We start from the raw sequence: 15,511 nt of genomic DNA on the forward strand, positions 1-15,511 counted from the left end.
ATGAACGCGAGTACCCAAGCGCATCCGTGGTGGGAAACCGTCGCCTTGCGTCCAGAGGTCACGCGCAGCGATGGTGCGGTAGACGACGTGCAGATGTCACTGCACGACGCCGTGTTCGGCGTGGCTGGCATCGAGTCCAATCAGACGCCATACGCGTCACCGTCGTACTTCGGCGCGATTACTCACCCGACGGGTGACCTCGTCGAGCTCATGGCACGGGTTGCTGTGCGACTCGGTGTGGAGGGATCAACGCAGACAGCTGCCGTATGGCGACTCGACCAAGCGATGGGCGGGGGCAAGTCACATGGGTTGATCGGCCTCTGGCATCTCGCCGCTCATCCCACTGAGCTGGCACCGACCGATTTGGGCCGAGAGGTATTCGCATCGGCGCGAGAGATCGCCGGTGATGGCAACGTGCGACCCGACCTCGGCAGCCCGGTCTGCGTTGTGCTTGATTGCGACAACACCACTGCTGCGAGCGAAGACTTCGGCCCTGCGCAACTGCTCGGCGAGCGGTTCTTGTGGCGGCTCTTCGACAAGGACGGGCACCGCTACGACCAGTTCAAGGAGCACATCACCAGTAAGAAGCATCTAGCCGAGGCGCTGCGGAGTACCGGTCGGCCGGTGCTCATCCTGGTCGACGAGATCATGGACTACATCCGGCTGGCGGCGGCCAACGATCCCGACGGTGCACTGCGTGAGATGGCGTTCCTTCGGGCGTTGCTCGATGTCGTGAACGACGTGCCGAACTGTGTCGTCGTGGTGGTGATGATCGCGTCGGACCAAGACGACATGGCGTTGAACGAAGCGGGTGCCCAGTGCCAAACCGAACTGGAGGCGCTGCTGACCCGCAACGGCCGTACAACGGCGGTAACGGGCGGCGGCGACTTCGCTGAGATCATCCAACGGCGGCTGTTCGAACGCCTGCCGCCCCGTGCCGAGACCGACCACGTCGCGGACCGTTTCACCGAGCACATGCGAGGTCCGTGGGCGACCAAGGTGTTCGACAAGCTTGGCGGGCCGACAGGCGCCGCGTTTCGTGACGCCGTGGCCCGCTGCTTTCCGTTCCATCCCAGCCTGATTGCCCTCGCCGAGAACGAGTGGGCGCAGCATGCCGGTTTCCAGCGTGTCCGTTCCACCATCCGCCTCTTCGCGTCGACTGCCTATGAGCAGTCGCGTCGGGCTTCCGACGGCGAATGGGTTCCGGAACTGATCGATAGTGGCGACCTGCCCTTGCAGTCACATCAGGTACGCGACTCGCTGCTCAGTTCCGGTTTGGTGGCCGATCACCGGACCCTGTCGAACTTGCGCGAGGTCGCGAGCGTCGACATCGTTGATCAGCACAATCCGGACCGGGGTGTAGCACGTCGGCTAGACGCGCTTCGCACCGAGGGCTGGAGCAACGACAATCCGCGATCAGCGGAACGGATGGCTACAGCGCTGTTCGTCCGGTCGCTGTGTCCCCGAGCGAACGGTGCTCGGGGTGCGACCGAGGCGGAACTGCACGCTGCGTCGTTCGTGCCGGTCAGCGGCTACGGCGCTGGCGATGCCGAGGCGGTGGCTGTTGAGCTGCTGGAAACCGATGCGGGCATGGCCTCGGTGGACTCGATTGCGGGTCGAGGCAGCAGTCCTAAGCGGTGGGTCGTCGAGACTCGCAAGACGCTCGGGATGCTCACCAAAGCCGAGAAACAGGCGGTCAGCGAGGCCGACCGTGACCAGGCCGTCACGGAGCGCGCGTTTGCGCTGACGAGTTCGGGCCCCTTCGGTGACGTCGTTTCTGTCGATGGCGGCGATGTCCCTCCAGAGGGCGTTTCGTTTGCAGCGGCACGCGACGTGATCGGACAGGCCGGCATCGACCGGCAGCACCAGACGCGCCTGGTGATCCTGGACTCGCGCTGGTTCTCGCTGTTCAACGGCGACGACACGGTGACCCGCGAGGCAATCGCAGCCGCGATGGGCCGGGGTTCGTCGCCCATGAGCGTGCAGTGGGCATCGTCGGCTGTATTTGCAGTCGCCAACACGGCCACTCGGGCGCAGGCCCGAGGCCTCGCCTCGGAGTGGCTGGCCCGCAAGCGTGTGGCCGAGCTTCCTGCCGTCCAAGCCGACGACGACATGGCTGCCCAAGCGAAGCGGGACGCCGCCGAAGCGCTCAAGGCGCTCGATGCTCGGGTCAAGCTGTGTTACCGCCACATCGCATACCTCGCACCGAAGGGCGAGTTCGAACGGGAAGAGCGCTTCGTACGGCTCGCAACCGACAAGCAGGACGCCTTGAACGGAGCTCACGTGTGGGCATTGCTGCGCGACGAGAGCAAGGCGTTCGAAGTCGGTGAGTTCGGCTACAGCGCTCTGATGCACAACCTGCGCGACAGTGACTACGGCGTGCCACTCGCCGAGGTCCGCGACAGCTTCTGGTCGAACCCGCACAAGCCACTGCTGCCTACTGGAGCAGGTGAGCTGTCCGAGGCCATCTACGAAGCCGTCCGTCGCGGTGATGTCGAACTCATCGACGACGGCAACAACGTGTACACCGTTCACGACCGCGGCGACATCAATCTGGCCTCTCGTACCGTGCGCCTCCGGCGCGCGACGGTGCCCGAAGCCCCCAGTCCAGCACCCGAACCTGCCCCGCCCGATGTCGTCACCCCGGCGCAGCCTCAGCCCACCCCACCCACGCCGACTCCGCCACCGCCGCCAGCCCAGCACTGGCAGCTCTCGCTGACCGCCAACACGAGCCTCGGGCCGGAGGTAGACCGGGACAGCCTCGTCAACCTGTTGCGCGAGATCATCAACCGCATCGAAGACGGCTTCGAGAACAACGAGATCCAGCACATCACACAAAGCACTCAGATCACGCTCACGGCCGAGCCCGCCGATATCGAAACACTCCGCGCTCTAGCCCAAGACGCCGGCGTCACCATCGACGCCCGCCAGTTCTAGCTGCTTGTCAGATTCAGCCGGTGGCCTGCAGGTGCCTACGCTGCAGCGCTCTCGGTATCAGGAAAGTCGTCGTGCGCCGGGAGTGTCTCGCTGAATTCCGCGTCAAGCCAACCCAGCATGCTCAAACTGCGGATCGCGTCGGCAGCGTCCTCTTCGGCCAGAGGTGGGCGGCGTCGTGACTTCCAGCGCATGACCTGCGCCAGCACCTCGGCCTCAGTCGGCCGCCCGCCCTTGTCGTGAGCTAACAGAACGGCCGCGAAGTGCGCCGACGCGTAGGCTTCAGCCCGCTTTGTGTCGACGCGGAGCATGAGATCAGCCGTGCGCTCGATCGCTTCGATGTGCACTTCGATTTCATGCTGGCGGCGGCGTACCACATCGCGGTACGCGGCACCTGTGTGAACCTCGAACATTCGGCCCACCTTGGATTCCGCCAGAATTCCGTTGTTGATAAGCCTCGTCTGAATTGACTTGAGTCCGTTGGCGAACGGTCCGTAGCTTCGTTGCTCGAACTCAAGGCCAGTAGGAACACTTGCGACGGTCGCGAAGTACGCGAGCTTCTGAAACGAAGTTCGTCCGACAGGTGCCGCATAACGCTCTCGCTCTAGCTTGCGGATGATCACTGCCAGAGCCATCCAGGCTGCCGGAATGTTCGAATCGGGATCGGTCGCTGCTCCGCCACCGCCTTCCATCAGGAACTCCCTGGAGACCTGCTCGACGGGCGTGTCTTGGGGCGCGTAGAGAATCACCGGGATTGCCAACTCCTCGAGCCGGCGGTACAGCACGGGTCCCACAGTTGGCCAGTCGAGACCGCCCTGGCCACAGCCGAGAGGAGGCACTGCCATCGACGTGATGCCCCACTGCGTGAGATGGGATGCGAGGTAGTCGAGTCCCGCCTCAATGTCGCTGAGCCGTGACACAGATCGCCAATGGTCCTTAGTAGGGAAGTTGAGTATCCAAGGCTCGACGAGTGGTCTGAAGAGGTACGGTTCTCCAAGCCGCACCAAGCCTTCTCGGCATCGCTCGGCGTAGTCGCGGAACATCTCAGGAAACCGCTGCTTGAAGCCCAGCGCGACGCCTTTGCCCATTACGCCTACGCAATTGACCGTGTTGACGAGCGTCTGAGCATTGGCCGAGAGCACATCGCCTGTCGTGAGATGAATCACGCTGTCCCCCCGGCTGTGCTTCCTGCCTTGTTCGTGCCTACTCGCATCAACGAAAAAAGAGAGACTCCTTGACGATCGCGCGAACGTTCGCAACGCTAGCCGAGACTGAGGCAGCGATCCGGTCACTGGCGACGTAGACGCCCGAGATCATCGCAGCGTCGACGGATCTTGGCACAAGGATTTCAGCACACATCACCCGTCGGTGCTCTCGCTTCTCCAACGGATCTGCATGGTTCCAATTCTGGGCGAAGACGCGTTGACGCTCGATCGCAGCCAAGCCGCTGGACACCGAGCGGAACGCCGTCGGACCCGAGGCAGCGTTTCCGTCGGTCAGCACCACGTCGTCGTGGTCAAGTACCTGCGTCGAGACTGACAACACACACAGATGTTCTACGTCGTTACCGCCGTCGGTGACCCGATACAGCATCGGGTTGCGTGCATTGAGATACAGATTCACGTAGTCGTGTAACGGACGGCCGCCCGGCACCGTCGTCCTAGCACGTCGGCCTTGGACATCTTCGTTCGCGATTCGGGTCGGGTGGTGTCGTTGAGCGTGCCTATGGCTGAGGATGCCGTTCGCGAGAATTGACGGCAAGTTGTTCATATGGCAGATGTAGTGCAACTCGGTCAGGTCCGCGCGCTCCACGGCGCACCTCCACTTGCGGGCGTGCACTCCCCACGTTCGCGCGTCGCGTCGCGCACGTAGCGGATAGGAGGGGTCGGCCCGGCTAGATGACTCGGTCGCTGCCGCCGTCCTGGGGGATCTGGGCGCCGGTGGTGTGGGCGAACGCCGGGCCGCACATTTGGGCGATCAGCGCGCCGACGTCGGGTGACGCCAGTTCGCGGCCCAGCAGGTTGCGCCGCCGGTACTGCTCGGAGGTGAGCCCGTAGCTGGCAGCGCGCTGGGCGATGAGCTCGTCCGACCACAGCCCCGTGTCGAACACGCCGTCAGGATGCACGACGTTGACGGTGATGCCGTCGGGCGCCCATTCGAGCGCTGCCACACGGGCGAGCTGCGTCAGCGCTGCTTTCGATGCCGAGTAGGCCGCTGCGCCTTTGCCGGGTGCGGGCACGTTCTTCGAACCGACGATGACAACACGACCTCCGGCCGGCGAGTGCCGCACCACCCGATGAACCGCGGCGAGGGTGTTCGCCGCGCCGCTCACGTTGATGTCGAATGTCTGCTGCCATGCCGTGCCGAGGCCGGAGTCATCAACGAGCTCTTCCAGCGGCGCCGACGGGCCGAAGATGCCGGCCGCCGCTACCACGATGTCGATGCCGCCGAAGCGCTCGATTGCGCTGGCAACCGCTTCGGTCACCGCTCCGGCATCGGTGACGTCGGCCTCGATTCCGAGCCATGCCGAACCGTGCAGTGCTGACGGCCGGTCGCTGTCGCCGTCATCGTCGTGCGTGATGCCGATGTCGATATCGATGCCGACTATTGCCGCTCCGGCTGCGGCCAACGCCGCGGCTGCGGCCTGTCCGATGCCCGAAGCAGCACCCGTCACGAGCGCCACCTGGCCGGCCAAGCCAGCTGGCGCGCCGGCCCGCGCCAGCTTCGCCTGCTCGAGCTCCCAGTACTCCACGTCGAACAGGTCGGCTTCGCTGAGCGCGACGTAGCCCCCGAGAGCCTCTGCGGCGCTGATGACGTCGATCGTGTGCAGGTAGATGTCCGCAGCGATGTCGCAGTCGGCTGCGCGGCGGCCCGCGGTCCACAGCCCGAGTTCGGGATCGAGCACCACACGCGGTGCTGGGTCGAGCATCGTGAGCGAGGTCTGCGAACTGCCTTCCTCGTCGGATCTGTGATCGGATTGCGATGCGCCGTCGGCGTGACGCCCGCAGTTTCGCTCGAAGTACGCGCGGTAACCCTCGATGAAGGCATCCACGTCGCGGCCCACCATCGGGAACTGCTTGGTGCGAATGATGTGATCGGGCGTCGCCGGCCCTCGCTGTGCCACCGAAACCAGGTCGTTGCGGGCGCAGAACGCTGCTGCCCGCTCGTCATGCACGGCCCGCAGCAGCATCGGTACGCCCGCCGCGGCCGACATCTCTGCACGCAGCTCGGCCACCGTTTCGACTTGGTCCGCCGTCAGAGCCCCGGCGTCGGCGCTGCCCCACAGTTCTTGCAGCAGGCTGTCGTCGCCGGTCTCGCCGAACGATGTCACGCCCGCTTCTGCGAGGCACTGCTCGGCCTCGCTGATCCGGTCGATCATCGAGTCGTATGCCTGGCGCGTGGTCTCGCCGAAGGTGAAGATGCCGTGGTTGAGCAGGACCATCGCCTCGGTGCCGTCGTGGGCCTGCGCCTGCCATTCGTCCGCGCAGCGACGGGCCAGATCGAAACCGGGCATCACGTAGGGCACCACGACAGCCCGGTCGCCCCACAGCTCGCGCACCCGCCCGTCGCCGTCGGCGGTGTTGGTGAGTGCCAGCACGGCGTCGGCATGACTATGAAGCACCGAGCGGTGGGGCAGCAGCGCATGCAGGATCGCCTCCACCGACGGGTTCGGAGCGCTGGCGTCGAGCAGTTGGATCCGCAGCTGGTTCACCATCTCGGTGTCGCTCAGCTCCGCCAGCTCGGCCAGGCGCCGGACGGGCTCCAAGCGAAGCGGTGCGAAGCCGGGCGGTTCGATGGTCGCGAGATCCCAGCCGCTGCCCTTCACCCACAGCGTCGGGACCGGTTCGCCCCAGGCGTCGGTGCTGTGGCCCTTGATGGACGTGTTGCCGCCGCCGTGCAGCACCAGCGCTGGATCGGCGCCCACCACGCGCGAGCCGTAGGTGATCTCGCCGAGGTCACCCAGCTCGGCCCAGCGTGCCGCCTCAGCGTCGTCCCAGCGGTTCAGCACCGGCCTCTCCCCGGTTGGGCCGAGCCCAACGCCACCGGCGGATATTCGCTTGTGCCCTTCATTCGACTGACTCCCGCATGTCGTCTCCGGCTGCAGCCAGCGCCTGAGCAATGGACCGGTCGTACGGCGGTCGCAACACGCCGGCGTCGGTGATGATCGCCGTGATCAGGCGGGCGGGCGTCACGTCGAATGCGGGATTGATGGCGACGGCTTCCGTAGGGGTCAGACGCGTCCCTCCGGCGTGGTGCACCTCGTCGGGGTTCCGCTGCTCGATGGCAATGCACTCGCCCGATGGAAGCGCTGCGTCGATCGTGGTGGTCGGGGCGGCGACATAGAAGCCGATGCCAGCGTCCGCGGCAGCGAGCGCGTGCGCCAGCGTGCCGACCTTGTTGGCCGTGTCGCCGTTGGCAGCGATGCGATCCGCGCCCACGACTACCGCGTCCACCGCACCACCCGCGATCAGCGACGCCATCGCGGCATCGGCGACCACCGACACATCAATGCCCGCGTCGGCCAGTTCCCAGGCGGTGAGCCGTGCACCCTGCAGCAGCGGGCGGGTCTCGGCGGCCAGCACACGCACCGGTTCGCCCCCCGCGGCTTTCGCGTACACGACGCCCAGTGCCGTGCCCGTGCCCGCCGTGGCGAGCCGTCCTGCATTGCAGTGCGTCGCAATGACAGTGGCGTCGGCGAGCAGCTCGCGGCCGAACCGTCCGATCTCGGCGCACGCCCGAGCATCTTCCGCTCCGATGGCCAGGGCCTCATCCAGCAGCCGCCGGCGCAGCTCGGCAACGCTGCCTGCACTGCCGCTGTCGCCGGTGTTGCCCTGCTCACTGGCGCTGCCATCGCCCGTGTTGTCGCTCGAGCCGAACGAACCGGCGGCAGCCAGCGCGGCATCGATCGTGCGGTCCACTGCCCATCGCAGGTTGACCGCGGTCGGGCGGGCGTCGCCGATCTCGGTCCTGAAACGTTCCAGCACCGCACCGGCGTCACCCAGCGAACCGGGTTGCGCCTCGTCGAGGCCGACAACCAGCGCAAGCGCCCCGAAGGCCCCGAGGGCTGGCGCGCCCCGGATGGCAAGCCGCTCGATGGCATCCACGGCGCTGGCCACGTCGCGCACGTCGATCAGCACCAGCTCGCCCGGCAGGCGCGTCTGGTCGATGATCTCGATGCTGTCGCCGGTCCAGCGCAGCGTCGGCGTTGCAGCGGTCGTATCCATGCAGCCGACAGTCTCGCGCCCACGTGCGACAACTCCGCCAACGTCTCATCCATTTCGAGCGAACGATCCCGCTCGTTGCCCAGCGGCAGCCCTCGCAGCGCCGCGCTCGCCGAGCGCAAATTCCGGCGGGCACGAGCGGCCGCATCGGTAGTGTCCGCGCCGTGCGACGACTGGTGGCGCTGGCGATCGGCGGCGGTGATCGCTTCGTAGCCGAGCTGCAGCAAGCCTGGGATGCCGGCGACGCCGTGTTGCCCGTCGATCAGCGGCTGCCGGCCACGGCGCAGGAGTCGCTCGTCGAGCGCATGGGCGCCAGTGTCGTCGTGGACGCCACCGGCCGCCACCGCCGCCGAGGCGGCTGGGACGTCGAGGCCGGCGACGCACTCGTCATGGCCACCAGCGGCAGCACCGGCGATCCGAAAGGCGCCGTCCTCACCCACGCAGCCATCGAGGCCAACGCGATGGCAACCAGCTCAGCGCTCGCCGTAGATCCCAGCACCGACCGCTGGCTGGCATGCCTGCCACTCGCACACGTCGGCGGCCTCGCAGTAGTCGTCCGCACACTGCTCACCGACACGCCCCTAGAGGTCCACGACGGCTTCGACGCAGCCACGGTCGAAGCAGCAGCCCGCCAAGGCGCAACCCTCACCTCGCTGGTACCCACCGCGCTAGCGCGCATCGACGCATCGGCATTCCGAGCGATCCTGCTAGGCGGTTCCGCGATGCCCGCCCAACGGCCCCCCAACACCGTCGCCACCTACGGCATGACCGAGACGTTCAGCGGCGTGATCTACGAAGGCTGGCCGCTCGAAGGCGTCGAGCTGCGCATCGCCAACGGCGAAGTGCAGCTCCGCTGCCCGATGCTGCTGCGCTGCTACCGCGACGGAACCGATCCCCGCACGGCCGACGGCTGGTTCCCCACAGGAGACGCCGGCGCCGTATCAGAAGACGGCCAGCTCGCCGTCTTCGGAAGAGTCGACGACATGATCACCACCGGCGCCGAAAAGGTCTGGCCAGTAGCAATAGAACGAATCCTCGCCGACCTGCCCAACGTCGCCGAAGTAGCAGTAGTAGGCCGCCCCGACCCCGAGTGGGGCCAAGCAGTAACAGCCGTAGTAGTCGCTACCGACCCCGCACAACCCCCCCGACTAGAAGCACTACGCGAAGCAGTGAAAGCGGAATTCCCCGCCTACTGCGCCCCCCAAGCCCTTGAGTTGGTAGCCGAGCTGCCCCAAACCCCCCTGGGAAAAACCCAGCGCTGGCGTCTGTAGTCGGAAGGAGGTTGGACCCATGTCCAATGGCAGCCAAGCTTCGATCACCGGGCACCTCCTCGATGAGGCCCGAGAACTGCGCCGCAAGCAAGACGAGCGTCTGCGCGGCCTGCAGTCTCTGTCACGCAGCATGCTCGCCGGGTTCCTCTCTGCAGGACTCGTGGCTCTCGCAGCCCAGCCCGCCGATCAACCGGTCAGCCGCGAGTTGGGTCTCTGGATTACCTACGCCGCCGTGGCCTTGGTGGTTCTGACACTGCTCGTCGAACTCTCGGCCAGTCGCTGGAACGAAGGCACCGATGTCGATGCTCTCGACTACTTCTCGAACCAAGCCTCAAGCGTGGAGGACTTCGAACTGTCTTTGGCGTTCACGCACGAAGGCCACCGCAAACGCAACGAGAAATCGCTGACGAGAACGAAGCGCTTGGTAGCGCTGCAGGTCTATGCCACGTTCGCTGGGGGGACGCTTCTGCTTGCTTTGCTGCTCGGTGTAACCTGACGGCATGGGCGAGGCCAGCACGGTCAGGACGGATCCAGAACAGTCCGAGTCTCCTAAGCTCACGCCGCCCCAAGCATTGCCGAGCGTCACCGTGAGCCGGGGTCTCATCGGCATACCTGAGTTCTTCCGCTTCTGGCGCCGGGGCAAAGCCACAGCCTCCTAGCCGACAGAGACGCGTAGGTTCTGCCCGCAGCCACGAGCATTCACATGAGCGTCGGGCTGCCGCCCGCCTCGACCAATCGGCTTGGAACTGCTGCCCGCTCACGCAGCGGATCGTCGCCGCTCACGCTTCATCAGAGAGTGTTAGGTTCCCTGCCCATGTTTGCTGCCCCCCCCCCCCCGTAGATATGTAATTTCGCTGCGGCGCATCAGCGTCGCGGCAGTGGTGGTGTGCCTGGTAGGCGCGCTGGCCGCGTTGGTTCCCGCAGGGGCCGTGTCGGCGCAATCCGCTGGAGTGGCGCTGCCGCCGCAATCGCAGGGGTCGTGTGCGGGTGAGGATCCGATCGTGGTCGGTTCGGATGCGGCGGCGCAGTCGGATATCTACGCCGCGGCCATGCTCGCAGGGGTGATTGGCAGCGACTGCATTGTGCTCGCCGGCCCGCGTGACGAGCCGATGCCTGCCGATCAGCAGGCGCGTCTGGCCGCTGCGAATGCGGGCGGGTTCGTTGTGGGCGGAATGGCGGCGGTACCGCCGGCGAAGATCGCGGGCCGCTCGATGACCTCATTGTCCGGGCCCGATCGGTGGGCCACGGCCCGTCGCGTGGGTCAGCACGCGGCTGGCGTAACGCCCGACGCTGCAGCAACTCAGGGCGTCCCACCCAGGATCAACGGCGTTGCAGTGCCGCCGCAGTCGCAAGGGTCGTGTGCGGGTGAGGATCCGATCGTGGTCGGTTCGGATGCGAGGGCGCAGTCGGACATGTACGCCGCGGCGATGCTCGCAGGGGTGATCGGCAGCGACTGCATCGTGCTCGCCGGCCCGCGTGACGAGCCGATGCCTGCCGATCAGCAGGCGCGTCTGGCCGCTGCGAATGCGGGCGGGTTCGTTGTCGGCGGCACAGCGGCGCTGCCGACGGCGAAAGTCGCCGATCGCTCGATGAGGCGTCTGTCCGGGATTGACCGGTGGGCCACCGCGCGACTGGTAGGCCAGCGCGCCGCCGGCGACACCACTGTGGGCACCCCGACAGACCAAGAAGCGATCAAGGAGTTGTTCGCCGAAGCAGCTGCTCAACGCGCTGAGATCGTCGATGAGCTGACGCGGCAGATCAGGGCAGGCAACTACGGCATCGACGACGACAACGTCCTGCGCGGGCTGGCTGGGTTCCGGATCGACCTCGACGACTGCCCGAGTGGCTGGTCCGACATGGCAGGCGTCACCGACGCCCAGATCCGCATCGGCTACTCGTTGGCTCAGTCGGGCCTCGCCGGCGAGAACGCACGGGTCGGCGCCGGCATGGAGAGCTACTTCGACTGGGTGAACGCCAACGACCCGGTCTCGGGCCGCCAGCTCGTTCTCATTTCCAAAGATGACGGGTTCGTCGCTCAACGGGCGATTGACAACGTGGACGCCTTCATCAAGTCGGAGAACGTGCTGTCGATCGTCACGCTTGGATTGCCCAGCACCATGGCGACCTACGACCGGATCAACGACGAGTGCATCCCGCACCCGTTTGCGCAGAGCCATCATTCGGCCTGGGGCGACCCAGCGACCCATCCGTGGACCACCGGCTCGCTGTTGGCGTATGGCACCGAGGCGGTGCTGTGGGGTACTTGGATCGAAGAGAACCTGACCGGGAAGCTGCCGGTGCGCGTGGCCTCGGTCGTCATGGACAACGACTACGGGCGTGCCTACGAGGCGGCGTTCGGGGAATGGGCCGAAGCTCACCCCGAGGTCGTGTCGAGCTTCACCCCGGTCCGCCACGACCCGGCCGCGCCCTCGCTCGCGACCGAGATGCAAGCCGTGGCTGACGCGAACCCCGACGTCTACATCTCGATGACCGTCGGCGCCGCGTGCTTCCTCGCGATCCAGGATGCGGGTTCGAACGGGCTGATCGCATCCATTGAGGCGAGAGGCGGCGCGATGTTCACCTCGTCCGTCTGCAGCGAGACCGACGTTTACATGAAGCCCGCAGGCGCAGCCGCCGACGGCTGGCTCGTCATGGGCGGGGGCGCAAAGGACAACATCGAGCCGCGTTACGCCGGCGAACCGTTCATCAAGTTCGTCAACGAGAACATCGAGGACGCCGACCTCGACCGCGACAAGCAGCTGCACGCACTCGGCTACCTGTTCGGGTATCCCTACGTTGAGGCCCTGCGCATCGCCGCAGAACTGCCCGCAGGGATCACGCGCACCAATCTCATCTTGGCCGTGCGCAGCCTCGACATCGACCATCCGATGTACTACGACGGCATCCGCTTCAGGCTCAACGGCAGCGTCGATGCGTACCCGGTCGAAGGCTCCGGTGTCTACCGATTCGACGCAGATGCCCAATCGTGGGGAACACCGCTCGAGATCATCAATGTCGAGGGACAGACCCCGAACTGCCCCTGGGAGACGCACGTCGGCCGCTGTGCATCCCTCACGCGCGACCGTCTGACGACCCTCGCCGCCCACTTCTCCGATGACGCCGACGAACAAGACAACGCGGCCTGGGTGCCGGCAAGCGCGCATCGCACGGGCCAAGACGCACCAGAGGGCCGGCTCAAGCCCGGCTACTGGCAAATCACCGCCGATTCGGAATGCCTGTACTACGACCGCGGCCTTGCAGAGTGGCGTGAACCGGCACGTCGCGGGGTCGGCTGGATCGGAGTCAACGGCAGCGGCGTCGAAGTCAACACGTCTACGCGCGTTCGGGTCGAACACCGCGACACGGTCGAGCTCGCTACCTACCGAGGAGGGGACGACGGTCCCTTCCGCTGCGAGCTGAACTGGGTGGCCGACCTGGACTAGCTGCGTCTGCCGCCGGTACCCGTCGCTGAGCTGCCCCAGACACCGCTCGGCAAGGCCCAACGCTGGCGCATCTAGGGCACGCCGACCGGCACAGGCAAGTACCCGCCGGCAGGCGTCACATCCTCCGGCAAGGGCTCGGCGAACAGCGTCGCCGTGCCGATCCCATGCACGCCATGCGGATCGACCGCGACGGCGGTCTCGCGGGCGATGCGCAAACCTGCGGGGCCGCAGATGAACGACGACACCACCGAGCGAACACCACGCATCGCCGCCCGCCGGGCCAAGTCATAGACAGCGTGCGGACCGCCCAGCACCGCCGGCTTGAGCACCGCGACCTCGATGGCACCGACCGCAATCAGCCGGTCAAGCGCGTCGGCATCGCGCAGGTGCTCGTCCGCGGCGACCCGCAGCCCGACCGTGCGGCTGATCTGCGCCCAGTCAGCGGCATGAGGCGTGGGCTCCTCGATGAACTCGATGTCGAGGTGGCTGACGGGGCGCAGCACTTTCACCGCTGTCGCACGGTCCCAGCCGCCGTTGGCGTCGAGTCGCAGTGCCACACCGGCGGGCAGGGAGCGGCGCACGTGTGCGATGCGCACCGACTGTTCGGCAATGTCCGCGGCGCTGCCGTTGCCGCCACGGCTGGCGTGGTCGCGGGCGGCAACCTTGAGCTTCACCGCCAGGTGACCTGCCGCTGCGGCGTGCGCTGCGCGCTGGGCCGCAGCCTCAGGATCCAGATCGGACACCAACGCGTGGGTGGCGATGCGCCGCTGCGTCGGTGGGGTCTCGGCCAGCAGCGTGGACAGCGTGACGCCCTCGATCTCGGCGTCGAGCTGGGTGAGTGCCGATTCCACTGCGGCGGCAGCACACGGTTCGCGGGGCGGCTCGCCCTCAGGATGCTCAGCCCAGCGCTCCAGCGCCGCCAGCGCTTCTTCATACGTCTCGACGCCGAAGCCCGGCAGCGGTGCCGCCTCGCCGGTGCCGACGCAGGCGTTGTCGCCGACGCGCACTTCGATGCCCCGTCGCACGGCGATCGAGCCGTGAGCGGTCAGCAGCGGCCGTGCCAGCGGCAGCTCGAATTCCTGCAGTGTCACCTGCACGGCGTGAACGCTATTGGCTCAGTCGGGTGGCGTCGGTGGCCGTACTCTCGTCGCAGAGGCGACGGAGGAGGCAGGTTCGGCATGGCCGAGGACACCGCCATCGGATGGGCCGAACTGCGTGCTCGGGCGCACGCAGCGTCGCGCATGGCGTACGCGCCGTACTCGAAATTCCACGTCGGCGCAGCAGGCCTTGTGGACGACGGCCGGATCGTCACCGGCTGCAACGTCGAGAATGCGTCCTACGGGCTCACGCTCTGCGCCGAGTGCGGCATGGTCAGCGACCTGCATCGCAGCGGGGGCGGTCGCCTGGTGGCGGTGACCATCACCGATGCAGACGGCGAACTGCTTGCTCCATGCGGCCGGTGCCGCCAACTGCTCCTCGAGGCGGGCGGTCCTGACTGCGCGGTGAACGAGAACACCACCGTTGCCGAGTTGCTGCCCGGCGCTTTCGAGTTCCCGCTGCCGGAGCTGGGTACAAGCGCCGGCGGGCCCTGACGGCCCCAGCGGCTGCTGCTGCGCCGCGTGACGATTCGTGGCGCGGGCACTCAGCGGCAGCGAAAGCATGAACACGAACTGAACACGCAACGCACCTCATGAGTTGTTTGATGGGCAGCGTCATCGCATGAAACAACCATCGTGAGGTGATATGGCGGGTCATTGTTCGTTGGTTGGCTGGGTCCGTGTGCTGAGCTACTCTGCTTCGCTGATGACCCGGCCCTCTCCGATGACCGATCCGGGGGGGGGGTACCGCGGTCGGGCGGTTGGGTGACGGGTCGCTCTGCGGTTCGGGTCGGTGTCGCGCTGTCGGTCCTCTTTGCGGGCGGATTTGTCTGGCGGCTGCTGGCAGCGCAGGAGTCTGAACGATCGACGGGTGACCTGTGGGTGTCGGCCGCCGCGACTGCGGGGGCGTCGACGCCCGTTTCTCATGAGGCGCCCGGGGTGCCCGAGATCGAGCCGCTCATCGAGGCCGGCGGCCAAGGCACCATGGCGGTACAGCATGCGCCAGTGCAGCAGTCGTCGGCGGCAGTCCCGCCCGTCGACGACGAAGAGGGCGACGCAGAGGCATCAGCGCCGTCGGAGCCGGCGTCAGGGGAGTCCTACACATGGCATGACGGCGACCGTGCCCTGGTGGTGCGACTGCAGCCCGATTTGGTGCTCTTGGACGGCGATGTCGTTCCCCGTGACGACCTAGCCCCGGTCGGCAGCGATGCCGATAGTGCGGCGGCGCAGAGCGAGGATGGTGCCGCCGGCACCGGCATGGCGCTGGCTGTGTATCGCTCCGATGAGGGCGAGCTGATGGCATTGCCGGGCGGTGTGGTGCTGGTGCTCGACCCTGACTGGGACGGTGCGGCGGTCGGTTCGTTCTTCGAGCGCAACGGCATCGCGGCCGGCCGCACGACGGCTCTCGACTACGTGGCCAACGGGTTCTTCGTTGAGACCCGACCGGGATTGGCGTCGTTGGACCTGGCGAACACGTTGGCCGCCCAGCCAGGCGTGGAGCTGTCCAGTCCGAATTGGTGGCTGGAGACCGCCACCGATTGAGC

11 protein-coding genes and 1 pseudogene are annotated in these 15,511 nt (G+C 66.8%); 7 read left to right on the forward strand and 5 right to left on the reverse strand.

Annotated features, from left to right (window positions below; all coding sequences use genetic code 11):
- A complete protein-coding gene (locus ACOGI8_RS01100) occupies positions 1 to 2,937 on the forward strand; it encodes a DUF499 domain-containing protein (RefSeq protein WP_419855063.1) in 2,937 nt (978 codons plus the stop codon).
- Between the two features lie 35 nt (positions 2,938 to 2,972).
- Here ACOGI8_RS01100 and ACOGI8_RS01105 read toward each other — a convergent pair whose 3' ends face one another.
- Genes ACOGI8_RS01105 through mtnA form a run of 4 tightly spaced genes read right to left on the reverse strand, consistent with a single transcriptional unit; the run spans position 2,973 to position 8,159 of the window.
- Positions 2,973 to 4,100 (reverse strand): macro domain-containing protein, encoded by a 1,128-nt coding sequence (locus ACOGI8_RS01105; RefSeq protein ID WP_419855064.1) that lies wholly within the window; start codon positions 4,098 to 4,100, stop codon positions 2,973 to 2,975.
- Positions 4,101 to 4,146: 46 nt separating this feature from the next.
- Entirely contained in the window at positions 4,147 to 4,773 is a 627-nt protein-coding gene (locus ACOGI8_RS01110; RefSeq protein ID WP_419855065.1) for a DUF4433 domain-containing protein, read from the reverse strand.
- 55 nt (positions 4,774 to 4,828) lie between these two features.
- The gene (locus ACOGI8_RS01115) at positions 4,829 to 6,943 is read right to left on the reverse strand and encodes a bifunctional aldolase/short-chain dehydrogenase (protein WP_419855066.1); all 2,115 of its coding nucleotides are present in this window, start codon (positions 6,941 to 6,943) and stop codon (positions 4,829 to 4,831) included.
- 58 nt (positions 6,944 to 7,001) lie between these two features.
- Positions 7,002 to 8,159 carry an S-methyl-5-thioribose-1-phosphate isomerase gene (gene mtnA / locus ACOGI8_RS01120; RefSeq protein WP_419855067.1) on the reverse strand — a complete coding sequence of 386 codons (1,158 nt, stop codon included), beginning with the start codon at positions 8,157 to 8,159 and terminating at the stop codon, positions 7,002 to 7,004.
- Between the two features lie 161 nt (positions 8,160 to 8,320).
- Between mtnA and ACOGI8_RS01125 the strand changes: the two genes are divergently transcribed.
- From ACOGI8_RS01125 to ACOGI8_RS01140, 4 genes are all read left to right on the forward strand, one after another.
- Entirely contained in the window at positions 8,321 to 9,427 is a 1,107-nt protein-coding gene (locus ACOGI8_RS01125) for a class I adenylate-forming enzyme family protein (RefSeq protein WP_419855068.1), read from the forward strand.
- A 19-nt stretch (positions 9,428 to 9,446) separates the two neighbouring features.
- Positions 9,447 to 9,923, forward strand: coding sequence for a hypothetical protein (locus tag ACOGI8_RS01130; RefSeq protein ID WP_419855069.1), 477 nt, complete (start codon positions 9,447 to 9,449; stop codon positions 9,921 to 9,923).
- A 4-nt stretch (positions 9,924 to 9,927) separates the two neighbouring features.
- Complete coding sequence (locus ACOGI8_RS01135; protein WP_419855070.1) at positions 9,928 to 10,086, forward strand: hypothetical protein; 159 nt, start codon at positions 9,928 to 9,930, stop codon at positions 10,084 to 10,086.
- A gap of 159 nt (positions 10,087 to 10,245) precedes the next feature.
- Positions 10,246 to 12,870 (forward strand): ABC transporter substrate-binding protein, encoded by a 2,625-nt coding sequence (locus ACOGI8_RS01140; protein ID WP_419855071.1) that lies wholly within the window; start codon positions 10,246 to 10,248, stop codon positions 12,868 to 12,870.
- 71 nt (positions 12,871 to 12,941) lie between these two features.
- On the opposite strand, the gene menC is transcribed toward ACOGI8_RS01140, so the two are convergent.
- On the reverse strand, positions 12,942 to 13,967 hold the full coding sequence (menC, locus tag ACOGI8_RS01145; protein ID WP_419855072.1) for an o-succinylbenzoate synthase: 1,026 nt from the start codon (positions 13,965 to 13,967) through the stop codon (positions 12,942 to 12,944).
- A gap of 81 nt (positions 13,968 to 14,048) precedes the next feature.
- On the opposite strand from menC, the pseudogene ACOGI8_RS01150 reads away from it, so the two are divergent.
- Both ACOGI8_RS01150 and ACOGI8_RS01155 read left to right on the forward strand, forming a co-directional pair.
- A pseudogene (locus tag ACOGI8_RS01150) lies at positions 14,049 to 14,420 on the forward strand (cytidine deaminase); the annotation flags it as partial.
- Positions 14,421 to 14,732: 312 nt separating this feature from the next.
- Entirely contained in the window at positions 14,733 to 15,509 is a 777-nt protein-coding gene (locus ACOGI8_RS01155) for a hypothetical protein (RefSeq protein ID WP_419855073.1), read from the forward strand.
- Positions 15,510 to 15,511: the final 2 nt, after the last annotated feature.

This window comes from Candidatus Poriferisodalis sp. (assembly GCF_965204195.1).
Classification (GTDB): Bacteria; Actinomycetota; Acidimicrobiia; order Acidimicrobiales; family Poriferisodalaceae; genus Poriferisodalis.